Annotated in this window: 14 protein-coding genes and 1 tRNA gene; 6 read left to right on the top strand and 9 right to left on the bottom strand. The window is 68.1% G+C overall.

What is annotated here, in order from left to right; genetic code table 11:
* Positions 1 to 36 precede the first annotated feature (36 nt).
* Genes AC1DTW_RS07550 through AC1DTW_RS07530 form a run of 5 tightly spaced genes read right to left on the bottom strand, consistent with a single transcriptional unit; the run spans position 37 to position 3,296 of the window.
* Positions 37 to 807 (bottom strand): M90 family metallopeptidase, encoded by a 771-nt coding sequence (locus AC1DTW_RS07550; protein ID WP_477980409.1) that lies wholly within the window; start codon positions 805 to 807, stop codon positions 37 to 39.
* A gap of 2 nt (positions 808 to 809) precedes the next feature.
* Entirely contained in the window at positions 810 to 1,607 is a 798-nt protein-coding gene (locus AC1DTW_RS07545) for a UDP-2,3-diacylglucosamine diphosphatase (RefSeq protein ID WP_477980408.1), read from the bottom strand.
* A gap of 18 nt (positions 1,608 to 1,625) precedes the next feature.
* Complete coding sequence (locus AC1DTW_RS07540) at positions 1,626 to 2,129, bottom strand: peptidylprolyl isomerase (protein ID WP_477980407.1); 504 nt, start codon at positions 2,127 to 2,129, stop codon at positions 1,626 to 1,628.
* A gap of 1 nt (position 2,130) precedes the next feature.
* The gene (locus tag AC1DTW_RS07535; RefSeq protein WP_477980406.1) at positions 2,131 to 2,703 is read right to left on the bottom strand and encodes a peptidylprolyl isomerase; all 573 of its coding nucleotides are present in this window, start codon (positions 2,701 to 2,703) and stop codon (positions 2,131 to 2,133) included.
* A 29-nt stretch (positions 2,704 to 2,732) separates the two neighbouring features.
* Positions 2,733 to 3,296, bottom strand: a complete 564-nt coding sequence (locus AC1DTW_RS07530; RefSeq protein WP_477980405.1) for a tetratricopeptide repeat protein — start codon at positions 3,294 to 3,296, stop codon at positions 2,733 to 2,735.
* 235 nt (positions 3,297 to 3,531) lie between these two features.
* On the opposite strand from AC1DTW_RS07530, the gene cysS reads away from it, so the two are divergent.
* The 6 genes from cysS to AC1DTW_RS07500 all read left to right on the top strand — a co-directional run bounded on the left by cysS (position 3,532) and on the right by AC1DTW_RS07500 (position 9,518).
* Positions 3,532 to 4,905: a cysteine--tRNA ligase gene (gene cysS / locus AC1DTW_RS07525; protein WP_477980404.1), complete on the top strand. Its 1,374-nt coding sequence runs from the start codon at positions 3,532 to 3,534 to the stop codon at positions 4,903 to 4,905.
* Positions 4,905 to 5,609: a DNA-3-methyladenine glycosylase family protein gene (locus AC1DTW_RS07520; RefSeq protein WP_477980403.1), complete on the top strand. Its 705-nt coding sequence runs from the start codon at positions 4,905 to 4,907 to the stop codon at positions 5,607 to 5,609. Before cysS ends, AC1DTW_RS07520 begins: the two co-directional genes overlap by 1 nt.
* Before the next feature lie 38 nt (positions 5,610 to 5,647).
* A complete protein-coding gene (locus AC1DTW_RS07515) occupies positions 5,648 to 6,619 on the top strand; it encodes an acetyl-CoA carboxylase carboxyltransferase subunit alpha (protein ID WP_477980402.1) in 972 nt (323 codons plus the stop codon).
* A gap of 110 nt (positions 6,620 to 6,729) precedes the next feature.
* Positions 6,730 to 8,031: a tRNA lysidine(34) synthetase TilS gene (tilS, locus tag AC1DTW_RS07510; RefSeq protein ID WP_477980401.1), complete on the top strand. Its 1,302-nt coding sequence runs from the start codon at positions 6,730 to 6,732 to the stop codon at positions 8,029 to 8,031.
* Positions 8,032 to 8,117: 86 nt separating this feature from the next.
* On the top strand, positions 8,118 to 9,386 hold the full coding sequence (locus AC1DTW_RS07505; RefSeq protein WP_477980400.1) for an aspartate kinase: 1,269 nt from the start codon (positions 8,118 to 8,120) through the stop codon (positions 9,384 to 9,386).
* A 39-nt stretch (positions 9,387 to 9,425) separates the two neighbouring features.
* Positions 9,426 to 9,518: transfer RNA gene (locus tag AC1DTW_RS07500), tRNA-Ser, on the top strand.
* A 37-nt stretch (positions 9,519 to 9,555) separates the two neighbouring features.
* Here AC1DTW_RS07500 and AC1DTW_RS07495 read toward each other — a convergent pair.
* The 4 genes from AC1DTW_RS07495 to AC1DTW_RS07480 form a co-directional block, all read right to left on the bottom strand.
* The gene (locus tag AC1DTW_RS07495; protein WP_477980399.1) at positions 9,556 to 10,650 is read right to left on the bottom strand and encodes a HupE/UreJ family protein; all 1,095 of its coding nucleotides are present in this window, start codon (positions 10,648 to 10,650) and stop codon (positions 9,556 to 9,558) included.
* A gap of 44 nt (positions 10,651 to 10,694) precedes the next feature.
* On the bottom strand, positions 10,695 to 11,873 hold the full coding sequence (locus tag AC1DTW_RS07490) for a hypothetical protein (RefSeq protein ID WP_477980398.1): 1,179 nt from the start codon (positions 11,871 to 11,873) through the stop codon (positions 10,695 to 10,697).
* An 81-nt stretch (positions 11,874 to 11,954) separates the two neighbouring features.
* On the bottom strand, positions 11,955 to 12,206 hold the full coding sequence (locus tag AC1DTW_RS07485) for a hypothetical protein (protein ID WP_477980397.1): 252 nt from the start codon (positions 12,204 to 12,206) through the stop codon (positions 11,955 to 11,957).
* 8 nt (positions 12,207 to 12,214) lie between these two features.
* Positions 12,215 to 13,696, bottom strand: coding sequence for a DUF4331 domain-containing protein (locus AC1DTW_RS07480; protein ID WP_477980505.1), 1,482 nt, complete (start codon positions 13,694 to 13,696; stop codon positions 12,215 to 12,217).
* Positions 13,697 to 13,784: the final 88 nt, after the last annotated feature.

Genomic DNA, 13,784 nt, shown 5'->3' with positions numbered 1-13,784 from the left:
GCGGGCCCCTTCTTCATGCGCCGATCCGACCGACCCTCAGCGACAAGCGGCCGGATCCTGCTGGAAGAAGCCGCGCAGCAGTGCATACAGGCGCGGGTGCTCGGCCTGCAGTTCGAGCGGCGCGACGAAGAAGGCCTCGGACGCGACCGCGAAGAACTCTTCGGGCGCCTCGCTCGCGTAGGGATCGAGCAGCGTGTCGTCGTTTGCGTCAACGCGCTCGCAGAACGCGTCGTACTCGCTCGTCAGCACCTCGATCCATGCGGTCCGCGCGGCGCGGTCGGGCAGCGGCGGCACGCCGTCCGCGACGCCGTCGCGCATGTCCATCACGTGCACGAACTCGTGGATCACGACGTTGTAGCCGAGCTCGGCAGAATCGCCGGCCTCGTCGACATCGCGCCAGGCCAGCATCACCGGCCCGCCGTGCATCGCCTCGCCCGACAGTTCTTCCTCGTACGCGTGAACGACGCCGGCGTCGTCGACGAACTCGCGCTGCGCGACCACCGCGTCGGCATGCACGACGATGCCCTTGAAGCCGTCGTACCAGTTCAAGCCCAGCTTCAGCGCCGGCAGGCAGGCCTGCGCGGCGATCGCGACGGCCATCGCGTCGTCGACCTGCAGGCCTTGCGTGCCGGTGAACTCTTTGTCGGCCAGGAACAGCGTCGCCATTTCGTGCAGCTGGGCGATGTCGGCCGCGCTGCGCCAGCCGAGGAACGGAAAGCGGGCCAGCGTCAGCTGCCAGAGCGGATCGGGGATCGCGCGCCGCCGCAGCGTGCGCGACTCGCGCCAGCGTCTCAGCCAGGCCGGCACGCTCAGGCCGCCGCTGCGGCGGCGGCATCGGGCGCCAGGCGCGCCCAGCGGCCGTCCTCCCAACGCAGCACCTCGGCGCGCGGCCCGTGGCCGTGGCCGTGATCGAGAGCCCAGTCACTCAGCACGTGGCGCACGAATCCGGGCGCGAGCGGCTCGGTGGCGGGCCGGTGCGTGTGACCGTGCACCAGTGTCGGCGCGTGGCTGGCGGCCATCTCGCGCAGTGCGGTCGGCGCGTCGACGTCGAACCACTCTCCCTGGTGTGCGGCCGATAGGCGCTCGCTCTCGGAGCGCAGCCCACGCGCCATGGTGCGGCGCTCGGCGAGCGGGCGCGCGAGCACCTGTGCCCGCCATGCCGGGTTGCGCACCTGCGCGCGGAACTGCTGGTAGCCGACATCGGCGATGCACCAGGCATCGCCATGGGTCAGCAGCACGCGCTCGCCGAAAGCGCAGAGCACGGTCGGGTCGGCGAGTCCCTCGACGCCGCACGCGGCGAGCATCTCGGCACCGAGCAGGAAGTCGCGATTGCCGACCATGAAGAACAGGGGGCGCCGTGCGGCCGCTTCGGCCAGCACCGCGGCAGCGCGCGCCTCGAAGCCTTCATGACGTGCGTCATCGCCGATCCAGGCCTCGAAAAGGTCGCCGAGGATGAAGACCGCGTCGGCGCGCGTGTCCCGCAGGTAATCGCGCCAGGCCGCAAACGCGCGCGGCGTGTCCTCGGCCAGGTGCAGGTCGCTGATGAGGTCGATGCACCGCCACTCGGCCGGTGCAACGATCTCGGGCGGCGCGGGCGAACGCGGCACGACGCGACCTGCGTTCGCTCAGGCGACGCGCGAGGCCTTCACAATCAGCACGTCGTCGTGCGGCACGTCGCCGTGGCCGCCCTTGCTGCCGGTCTTGACCTTCTCGATCGCATCGACGACCTCGTTGCCGGAGACGACCTTCGCGAACACCGCGTAGCCCCAGCCCGAAGCGGTCTCGGACGTGAAATTCAGGAAGTTGTTGTCGGTCGCGTTGATGAAGAACTGCGAGCTGGCCGAATGCGGCGCCGAGGTGCGCGCCATCGCAAGCGTGTAGCGATCGTTCTTCAGGCCGTTGTTGGCCTCGTTCGTGATCGTCGCCTTCGTCGCTTTCTGGCGCATGCCGGGCTCGAAGCCGCCGCCCTGGATCATGAAGCCCGGGATCACGCGGTGGAACACGGTGCCGTCGTAGTGGCCGGCGTCGACGTAGTCGAGAAAGTTCTTCGACGAGATCGGCGCTTTCGCTTCGTCGAGTTCGACGCGGATCGTGCCCTTGCTGGTTTCGATATCGACCTGGGTACCCATGCTATTTCTCCAGTGTTGCCTTGTTGATCGTGATCGGCGTGGTCGGCACGTCCTCGTGCGGCCCCTTGCTGCCGGTGGGCACGGCGCGGATCTTGTCGACCACGTCCATGCCCGCGATGACCTTGCCGAACACCGCGTAGCCGTTGCCGTCACGGGCGTTCGCCGCGTCGAGGCGGTCGTTGTCGACGACGTTGATGAAGAACTGCGAGGTCGCCGAGTTCGGGTCGCCGGTGCGCGCCATCGAGACGCTGCCACGAACATTGCTCAGGCCGTTGCGGCTCTCGAGCGGGATCGGCGCGCGCGTCGACTTCTCTTTCATGTCGGCCGTCATGCCGCCGCCCTGGACCATGAAGGTCGGGATCACGCGGTGGAAGATCGTGCCGTTGTAGTGGCCGGCCTTCACGTACGTGACGAAGTTGTCGACCGTCTTCGGCGCCTTCGCGGCATCGAGCTCGACTACGATGTCGCCGGCCGAGGTCGCGAGCTTGACCTTCTGCGCATGGGCCGAGGCGCTGACGCACAGCGCCAGCGCGAGCGCGCCGCAGCCGATCCAGCGTGAACGGGAATGTGTCATGGGCAGGTTCCTCATCGGACGATTGACGATCACTTCGCGGCCGCCGAGGCGGGTGCCTCTGCGGCGCGCGGCTTGTACAGGCCGCGCACCAGCGCCAGCTTCGGCGGCACCGTGGCGTTGGCCGGGTCGAGTTTCAGCGCGCGCGCATAGGACTGCGCGGCCAGCGCGGAATAGACATCGCCGAGGTTCTCGTGCGCGGTCGCGTAGCCGGGGTTGGTGCGCAGCGCCTGCTCGAGCGTTGCCCGGGCCTTCGTATAGTCACCGGTGACCGCGTACAGCGCCGCGAGGTTGTTGTAGGGCTCGGCGAGGTCGGGGTAGTCCTCGGTCAGCTTCTGGAACAGCGCGATCGCCTCGGCATCGCGCTTCGCATCAGCCAGCATCACGCCCTTCATGAAGCGCATCTGCGGATCGCCCGGCCTGGTCGCGAGGAACTGGTCGGCGCGCTGCATCGCCGTGGCGGCCTGGCCCGAGTAGTACAGGCGCTGCACATCGCCGAGATCGTCCGCCGAGACCGCGAACGATGCGCTCGTGCCGGCCAGCGCGAGGAGCAGGCGAAGCAGGAAGACGCGCAGCGGCGGGTTCGGGCAGGGCATCGGCAAAAAGGGGGATGAGTGGCGGTGCAGACGGCCGGCGCGTGATCGGCCGCGGCCGATGCGCGGGACAGCCCGGTATACTGAAATGATTGTAGTGCAGGCCCTTTCGCCAGGACGCTGCCGACGCCAGCCGCAGCCGCGCTGCGGTCCTGTCGCTGGGCCTCACGACACCCCAAGTTTCCCGCCTGCGGGGCCCGGGCATTCGATGCCACGGCTCTGAAATTGCCATCGGCCCATGACGCTTCGAATCCACAACACGCTCTCGAGGCAGATCGAGACCTTCACGCCCATCGAGCCGAACCACGTTCGCATGTACGTGTGCGGCATCACCATCTACGACCTGTGTCACGTGGGCCACGCGCGGATGATGATCGCGTTCGACCTGATCTACCGCTGGCTGCGGGTGCTCGGATATCGCGTCACCTATGTGCGCAACGTCACCGACATCGACGACAAGATCATTCGGCGTGCGCTGGAGCGCAAGATCCCGATCCGGCAGCTGACCGACGAAATGCTCGGCGCGATGCACACCGATCTGGGCGCGCTCGGCATCGATCTGCCGACGCATGAGCCGCGCGCGACCGAGTACGTGCCGCAGATGCTGTCGATGATCGAGGCGCTCGAGACCAAGGGCCTGGCCTACCAGTCGTCGAACGGCGACGTGAACTACGCGGTGCGCAAGTTCCCTGGCTACGGCAAGCTCTCGGGCAAATCGGTCGACGAGTTGCGCTCCGGCGAGCGCGTCGCGGTGCTCGAGGGCAAGGACGACCCGCTCGACTTCGTGCTCTGGAAGGCGGCCAAGCCCGACGAACCCGACGACGCGAAGTACGCGTCGGGCTACGGCAGCGGCCGTCCCGGCTGGCACATCGAATGCTCGGCGATGGCCTGTGCGCTGCTCGGCGAGCAGTTCGACCTGCACGGCGGCGGCGCCGACCTGCAGTTCCCGCACCACGAGAACGAGATCGCTCAGAGCGAAGGCGCGACCGGGCGGCCGCCCGCGACGATCTGGGTCCACAACGGCCTGCTGCAGCTCGACCACGTGAAGATGTCGAAGTCGCTCGGCAACTTCTTCACGATCCGCGAGGTGCTCGAGCGCTACGACGGCGAGACGATCCGCTTCTTCATGCTGCGCACGCACTACCGCAGCCCGTTCAACTTCAGCGATGTCAACCTGGACGACGCGCGGGCATCGCTGCGGCGCCTGTACACGGCGCTCGACGGCCTGGACGTGCCCGAGCGCGCGGTCGACTGGGAGCAGCCGCAGGCCACGGCCTTCCGCACCGCGATGAACGACGACTTCAACACGCCGGTGGCGTTCGCGGTGTTGTTCGAGCTCGCGAACGAGCTGAATCGAACGCGCTCGCTCGACACGGCCGCGTTGCTCAAGGGCCTGGCCGCAACGCTCGGCGTGCTGCAGCAGGCGCCGCGCGGCTTCCTGCAGGGCGGCGGCGCGTTCGACGAAGCCCACATCGCCGAGCGCATTGCGGCACGCGATGCCGCGAAGAAGGCGCGCGATTTCGCGCTCGCGGACCGGATTCGCGCAGAGCTGCTCGCGCAAGGGATCGCGCTGAAGGATTCGGCCAGCGGCACGACCTGGGTGAAGGCCTGATGCCCACGCGCGCCAGCAAGCCGGAGGCTCCGGCGGCCGACGCCGCCGCGGCACTGCTGCACGTGGTGCCGCACGTCACACCGCAATACTGGGACGAAGCCTGCAAGCACCTCGCGAAGCGCGACCGCGTGATGCGCAAGCTGATCCCGCAGTGCGGCGAAGGCCGGCTGCAAAGCCGCGGCGATGCGTTCACGACGCTCGCGCGGTCGATCGTCGGCCAGCAGATTTCGGTAAAGGCCGCGCAGTCGGTATGGGGCCGCTTCGCGGCGCTGATGAGCGAGCCGCCGACCCGGCTCGCGCCGACCTCGGTGCTCGCACTCGAGACCGCAACGATGCGCGCCGCCGGGCTCTCGGCGCGCAAGTGCGAGTACCTTTGCGATCTCGCGGCCCACTTCGAATCGGGCGCGGTGCACGTCGGCCAATGGCAGCAGATGGACGACGAAGCGATCGTCGATGAGCTGATCGCGATCCGCGGCATCGGCCGCTGGACCGCCGAGATGTTCCTGATCTTCCACCTGATGCGCCCGAACGTGCTGCCGCTCGACGACCTTGGCCTGCTCAACGGCATCAGCGTCAACTATTTCAGCGGCGAGCCGGTGTCGCGCGCCGAAGCGCGCGAGGTCGGCGATGCCTGGGCGCCGTTTCGTTCGGTTGCGACCTGGTACATCTGGCGCAGCCTCGACCCGCTGCCGGTAGACTACTGAATACTGCGGTAGCCGCCTTCCCACGAAGGAACCCACGAATGAGCAAACGTCATTTCCTCGAGTTCGAGCAGCCTGTTTCCGAGCTCGAATCGAAGATCGAAGAACTGCGCTATGTGCAGAGTGAATCGGCGGTCGACATCTCCGAAGAGATCGACCGCCTCGGCAAGAAGAGCCTGCAGCTCACCAAAGACATCTACTCGAGCCTGTCGCCCTGGCAGGTGACGCAGATCGCACGACACCCGCAGCGACCCTACACGCTCGACTACGTCAGCGAAATCTTCACCGACTTCCAGGAACTGCACGGCGACCGCGCATTCGCGGATGATCAATCGATCGTCGGTGGCCTCGCGCGTTTCAACGGCCAGGCCTGCATGGTGCTCGGCCACCAGAAGGGCCGCGACACGAAGGAGCGCGGGCTGCGCAACTTCGGCATGTCGCGCCCCGAGGGCTATCGCAAGGCACTGCGCCTGATGAAGCTGGCCGAGAAGTTCGGCCTGCCGGTCTTCACCTTCGTCGACACGCCGGGGGCGTACCCCGGCATTGGTGCCGAAGAACGCGGCCAATCGGAGGCGATCGGCCGCAACATCTTCGAGATGGCACAGCTCGAGGTGCCGATCATCGTGACGATCATCGGCGAGGGCGGCTCGGGCGGCGCGCTCGCGATCAGCGTCGGCGATCAGCTGCTGATGCTGCAGTATTCGATCTATTCGGTGATCTCGCCGGAAGGCTGCGCGTCGATCCTGTGGAAGACCTCGGAGCGCGCTTCCGATGCGGCCGATGCGCTGGGCATCACCGCGCACCGGCTGAAGGCGCTCGGCCTGGTCGACAAGATCATCAACGAGCCGGTCGGCGGCGCGCATCGCGATGCGAAGCAGATGGCCGCGTTCCTGAAGCGGGCGCTGAACGACGCGCTGCGCCAGGTCAACGACCTGAAGCCGAAAGAGCTGCTGCAGCGACGCTACGAGCGCTTGCAGTCGTACGGTCGCTTCAGCGACACCAAAGAACGCTAGATGTCGACCCCTAGGCGCCTGCGGCACCTTCCCCCGCGGGGAGCTCAGGCCGCAGAGGTCCACGAAGCGGGCCTCTTCGTGGCCCACGGCGGCCCGGCGCTGGCCTGAGGATGATGCATCGCATCGCGGTCGCCTACAGCGGCGGGCGCGATTCGACGGCGCTGCTGCATGCGACGCTGGCGGAGGCGAGCGGCCGGGGCGTCGAGGTCGTCGCGTTGCATGTTCACCATGGCCTGAGCCCGAACGCCGACGCATGGCTCGCGCATTGCGAGGCGCAATGCCGGCGCTGGGCGCGGGCCGGCAAGCCGATCGTCTTCGCGTCACAGTGTCTGACCGATCGCCCGGCGCGCGGCGAGAGCGTCGAGGCCTGGGCGCGGCAGGCGCGCTACCAGGCGCTGCGCGCGATGGCGCTCGCCCACGGAAGCTCGATCGTGCTGCTCGCGCACCACCGTCGTGACCAGGCGGAGACCTTCGTGCTGCAGGCGCTGCGCGGCGCCGGCGTCGCTGGGTTGTCCGGCATGCCGCGCAGCGTCGAGCGCGATGGTCTGACCTGGCAACGCCCCTGGCTCGACAGGTCGCGCACCGAGATTGACGCCTATGTGCGCCGCCATCGCCTCAAGCACATCGACGACGAGAGCAACGCCGACCCGCGTTTCGCGCGCAACCGGCTGCGCCTGCAGGCGTGGCCGGCATTGATCGGCGCGTTCGAGAATGCCGAAGCCTCGCTGGCGACCGCCGCCGCGTGGGCGCAGGAGGCCGATGCGGTGCTCGGCGAAGTCGCCGCACTCGATCTGGCGCAAGTGGCCAGCGCCGACGGGCTGCTTGTCACGGCCTGGCTCACGTTGTCGCCGGCGCGGCGCAGCAATGTGCTGCGTGCGTGGATCAAGCAGCAGCGCGGCGACAGAGCACCCGCGAGTCTGATCGCGCGCCTGCTCGATGAACTGCCGGCGCGCCGCAGCGCGCGCTGGCCGTTGGATGGCGGCGAGTTGCTCGTGTACCGCGGCGTACTGCGCTGCGCCGCCGAGTCGGCCCGTGCCAGTGGCGCAGTCGAACGCGAGACGCACCTGAGCATTCGCCGCGCCGGCCTCTACGTGTTGCCGGGATGGTCGGGCGCGCTGCAGGTCGAACGCGTGCGCGAAGCGGGCGTGCCGCTCGCGTGGCTCGCACAACTCGAGCTGCGCGCCCGCCGCGGTGGCGAGCAGTTCCAGGCCGGCCGGGGCCGGCCGCCGCGCAGCCTGAAGAAGCAATACCAGGATGCCGGCATCCCACCCTCTGAACGCGACGGACCGCTGGTCTACAGCGGCGGTCAGCTCGTCTTCGTTCCCGGGCTGGGCCTGGACGCGCGGATGCTCGGTCTGCCGGGCCAGCTGCTGGCCGGCCTGCGCTGGGTGGCGCACGCCGACAACGGCTGACGCCGGTCCGCTGAACCACCGAAGTTAGAATCGCGGGCTCGCCCTCGTGCGGGCATTTCGACTCCCTCTGCGACCTGATTCACCCCATGGCTCTCACAGTCCACAAGTACGGCGGCACCTCGATGGGCTCGCCGGAGCGTATCCGCAGCGTCGCCAAGCGCGTCGCCAAATGGGCTCGCGCCGGGCACCAGATGGTGGTCGTCCCGTCGGCGATGAGCGGCGAGACGAACCGCCTGCTCGGTCTGGCGAAGGAACTTGCGCCCGAGAGCGTCACGCCTGCGCTGCAACGCGAGCTCGACATGATCGCGTCGACCGGCGAGCAGGTCTCGGTCGGGCTGCTGTCGATTGCGTTGCAGACCGAAGGCATCGAGGCCGTCAGCTACGCCGGCTGGCAGGTGCCGATCCGCACCGACTCGGCCTACACCAAGGCACGCATCCAGAGCATCGACGACCAGCGCGTGCGCGCCGATCTGGCGGCCGGCAAGGTCGTGATCGTCACCGGCTTCCAGGGCGTCGACGAACATGGCCACATCACGACACTGGGCCGGGGCGGCTCGGATACTTCGGCGGTCGCGGTGGCAGCCGCGCTGAAGGCCGACGAGTGCCTGATCTACACCGATGTCGACGGCGTCTACACCACCGATCCGCGCATCGTCGCCGAAGCGCGCCGTTTGAAGACGATCAGCTTCGAAGAGATGCTCGAGATGGCCAGCCTCGGTTCGAAGGTGCTGCAGATTCGCTCGGTCGAATTCGCCGGCAAGTACCGCGTGCCCTTGCGCGTGTTGTCGAGCTTCACGCCCTGGGACATCGACATCGCCGAAGAGGCCAAGTCGGGCACCCTGATCACCTTTGAGGAAGACGTAAAAATGGAACAAGCCGTTGTCTCGGGCATCGCGTTCAATCGCGATGAAGCCAAGATCAGCCTGCTCGGCGTGACCGACAAGCCGGGCATCGCGTTCATGATCCTCGGTCCGGTCGCCGAGGCCAACATCGATGTCGATGTCATCATCCAGAACGTCTCGCACGATGGCCGCACCGACTTCTCGTTCACCGTGCATCGCAACGACTACGCGCGCACGATGGATCTGCTGAAGACCAAGGTGCTGCCGGTCACCGGCGCGACCGATCTGATCGGCGACGCGAAGATCTGCAAGGTCAGCATCGTCGGCATCGGAATGCGCTCGCATGTCGGCGTCGCGAGCCGCATGTTCAGTGTGCTGAGCGAAGAGGGCATCAACATCCAGATGATCACGACGAGCGAGATCAAGACCAGCGTCGTGATCGACGAGAAGTACATGGAGCTCGCGGTGCGCGCGCTGCACAAGGCCTTCGATCTGGAGCAGCCCGCGACCTGAAGACGCGGCCGTTCGCAGGTTAGAATGCGCGCTGTTTACGGAGCTGTGACCGAGTGGCCGAAGGTGCTCCCCTGCTAAGGGAGTATGTGGGCAAAACCTGCATCGAGGGTTCGAATCCCTCCGGCTCCGCCAAGTGATGCCATGAGAAGGCCCCCAAAGGGGCCGCGGTTCATGGCAGCAGGCTAACCTGCAAGCTGCGTTCGATCGTCCACGCCAGCGCCAGCGTCGCGATCGCGGCAGAACCACCTCGCACCGCGGCCAGGCGGTACCAGGGCGCGCTTCGCAGCGCACATGCCAGCGGAAGCAACAGCGCGACCAGGGCTAGTTGGCCGAGCTCGACGCCGAGGTTGAATCCGAGCAGCGGCATCAGGATGTCGCCGTTGCGCAGTCCCAGGTCCTGCAGCGGACCGGCGAAGCCGAAGCCATGCATCAGGCCGAAGAAGGCCACCATCAGCCAGCGTGGACCGCGCGCGAAGGGCCACAGGTTGTCGATGGCGGCCACCAGCACGCTCGCGGCGATCATCGACTCGACCCAACGCGATGGTGGCGCCAGCACGCCCGATGCGGCCAGAGCCAGTGTCAACGAATGGGCCAGCGTGAAGGCCGTCACCAGGCGCAGGGTTTCCTTCCAGGACGAGGCGGCGCTCGACCGCGGCACCCACCGCTTGCCGTCGCGGCGCCAGACCGCGACCAGCAGCAGCGTGACCAGGAACAGGATGTGGTCGAGCCCCGCCGCGATGTGCCGCGTGCCCTCGGTCACGAAGCCGAGAAACGACGGACGACCTTGCGGCGCGGCCTCGCTCACGTCGAAGCGCTGCACCCCGGCGCTCGGCACGAGCACCGCGCTGACCTCGTGTCGTGGCGCGACGATGCGCGCGATGCCACGGTGCGTCGGATCGCTGTCGCCGAACAGGCGGTAGTCGAGTTCAAACCGTTGCACCGGCTGCGAACATTGCAGCGTGCGCTGCAACACCGCGTAGCGGCCGTCGGTGTGCTCGACGATCTGCGGCGCCGACGAACGGATCGGGCGGCATGCGTCGCCGTCCATCGTTACGCGCACGCCATTGGCCGCGAGGCGCTCGATCTCGTCCCAGCGACGCCGGACCTCTCCCCAGCTCAGCGCGCCGTCGTCGTCTGCATCCAGGTTCAGATCGCGATCGAGGTCGCGCAACGCGATGTCCGTCCGCTGCTCGACCGTCGCACCGTCGATGCGCCAGCTCAGGTAGGCGTCGCTCGCCTTGTGCGCCTGCGCGGTTCCGGCCAAGGCGAGGGCGAATATCAGGCCTGCGGCACGCCGATGATTCGTTCTCATGGTCGACCGCCCGTGGTGTCGGCCAGACGGACATCGATTCGGCCGGCATTCCCGGCCCAGGCGCGCACCGGATCGGCGGCCGAGGGCTGCCCCGCGGCGTGCGCGGCGCGCCACAGCAGCACCGCGTCGGCCGGCTCCTTCTGGCGGCCCCAGTTCTCGCGCGCCAACACGAGCGCCCGGGCTGGGTCGGCGAACACGTCGAGCGCGAGCCGCGCCTCTTCACGGGCGTGCAGGCTCTCACCGCGCAGGCGTGCACTTGCAAAGCGCGCGTTCATCGCGCTTGCGGTCTGCGCCGCCAGCGGGTCGTGCAGACGGTGCAGCGCAATGGCACGACGCAGCAGCAGCGCGTCGGCGTCGCGGTCGGCCGTTTGCGTCAACGCCAGCGCGTCAGCATTGCGCCCCCGCTCCAAGAGCCAGTCGGCATACGCTGCCAGGGTGTAGACGTCGGCGTCCGTGGCGGCCGCCTCCGCGAAGCGGGCCTGGGCAGCGGCGTGGTCGCCCATGCGCTGCGCCAGTTCGCCCCGCACCAACGACAGCCACCGGTCATGCGGCGCTTCGCGCGCCAGCGCCGCAAGTCCGGCCGCCGCTTCGTGCGGATGCCCGGTCAGGCCGCGCAGCTCCGCAGAGCAGGCGCGCGCGGGGATCGACAGAGCCTGGCCCAGCGCTTCGAAACGCGCGGTGCGCAAGGACGCGCAGGCTTGTTCCGCGTCGGTCAGACGGCCCGTCACCTGCAGCACCGCGGCACGGGTCAGGCCGGCTTGTGCCTGCAGGGCCAACGGCGCCGCCGGGTCGTTCGTCAGCGCTTCCAGGTCGACCAGCGCCGCCTCGAATCGATGCTCGCTTTGCCGGACCGTCGCGCGCAGCAGCCGCACCGGGTGCGGAGGGTTGGGCAGTGCCCACCAGGGTGCCAGCGCGGCCTGCGCCACGCCGAGCTCGCGCGGATCGCCCTCGTGGCGCGCGCGCTCCAGCGCGGCGCGTGCGGTGGCCAACGCGAGCGGCAGGTTGCGGGGTTCACGCGCCAGTTCGGCCCGCTGCGCACGCGCGGCGCTGTCCCAGCGGGTCGGCAGTCGCTGGACGATCTCCTGATCGTTCGCCGGCGTGAAAGGCGCAGCCCACAGTGGCGCGCCGGCGACCGCCAACAGCGCCACGGCGGCTCGGCTCCAAAGCGTCTTCATGGATCGCTCCTGCGATGCCGGGCGACGCAGGCGCCGCCCGGCAGAACGGTCGAGTCGAGGGTCGACTTGACCCGGCCCCGCTCAATTCACGTCGATCGGCTCGGTGGTCTCCGACGTCGGCCGAACCACCTTGTCGATGTCGAGCGGCAGCGCCCGATCGTCGGCCAGCAGCGATCCGACGTAGGTCGTGTAGGCCTGCGACGATGCGCTTGCGTTGGCCGGGACCTCGCCGCTGAACGCCGGGTCGTTGCCGAACGAATCGTCGGCGTGGCCGCCCCCGCAGCCGGTCAGGACCGCGACGGCACTGATGAACACCCAGGATGTGCGTTTCATGGTCGGCCTCACTTGCTGCCGGGAATCGGCGTGTTCAGGTACGGAAAGCCGGCCAACAGCGGCACGACCGCCTGATCGACCGCGTCGTGCAATTTCAACGATGTCGCGCCCAGCGGCACCGCCGACGGCTTGCAGGCCGCGCCGAAGCCGAGCGCATCGTTGTTGCCGTTGGCGACGCACAGACCGCCCATCATCGCGACCAGCGAGACGTCGACGACGTCGTCCTTCGGCCGGCGGCCGTTCGGAAAGCCGGCGTTGTCGCTGCCGCCGGCCAGGATGTTGCCGACGATCCCGAGACGGTTCTGCTGCGCGAAGGGCACCGGCAGGATCGCGGTGTTCAAGCGCAGCATCTCGGATGGAATGACGTTGATCGGCTGGTTCACGCCCTTGATGCCGGTCAGGAACGTGGTGACCAGGTCGTTGCGTGGAAAGTTCGTCGGCGCGGTGTTGGGCAGGTTCAGCGCGATCTCCAGCAACGCGGGCAGCGTCGGGTTGGTCACGTAGTCGGCAAACTGCGCGTCACCCGAGGGCTTCGAGGCGTTGAACTTGTCCTTGTCCTTCAGGCCGATAACGACCTCGTTGACCAGCGGCATGCCCAGGCGCGACACCTGGACCCAGGCACCACCCGGCTTCTCGCTGGCATGGTGTCCCGACGGCGGCTTGCCATTGAGCAAACGGGCCTGGCGCAGACTGGCCGTCGTCCAGCCCCCGATGACATCGTCGCCACGGATCAGGCAACTCTTGTGCACCTCCAGCGCGAGCGTGGTGATGTTCTTGTCGCCGATGGTGTTGGGTACGGCGCCGATCAGAGCCGGATCGGTGAGCACGGACACCGGCGCGTTGACCAGGTCGAAGATGGTGCCGAGGTTGACGGCGAACGGATCCTGTCGTTGCCCGACGAAGACGCGGCCGGGCAGATTGCAGCCGGGAATGTTGACGTTGTACAGGTGCTTGGCGGCGTACGCAGCGTAGTCGGCAATCGTCTTCACGCCGATGTTGTCTACCGGCTTGGCGAACGTGGCGCTGTTGTTGGCCGCGTTCGTGACCGCTTGTGCGCTGCCGGCGCGTCGATCACCGCGAACGACGCTCACGGTGTAGCTCTCGGCGACTTGCAGGTTCGCGTCGTTCACGTTGGCCACCGGGCCAGCCTGGATCAGCGGGATGGCGACCGACTTGCCGCCGATGTTCAGATTGACGCCGGCGCCGCCACCCGCGAGCGTGTTCTTGAAGCGGAACTGGAACGTCAGGTCTTCCTTGGCGTCGCCGTTGTTGTCGATGTGGATTTCGTACAGCGCGTTGGGGTCGAGCGAGAAGTAGTTCGGGCCGCCGTACGCGTCCTGCAGCGGCAAGTAGTTGGCGATCAGCGTCACGTAGTCCGCGCGGCCGGATTCGTAGCTGCGGAACATGTAGAAGTCGGTCGCGTCGACCTTCGGCACGGTCGTGATGAAGGGCGCTTCGCGGTGACTCGAGGCGCAGACGCTGCCCGCCATCACGGCGAGGGCCAGCGGGACGGCGGCAAGCCCGCTGTAGCGGTTCGGTAGTTTCACGATGGGTCTCCTTCGAGCAGTGGGCAGCGCA

The sequence above is a fragment of the Rhizobacter sp. P5_A1 genome (assembly GCF_056400745.1).
This window is presented reverse-complemented; position numbering and strand designations above follow the sequence as displayed.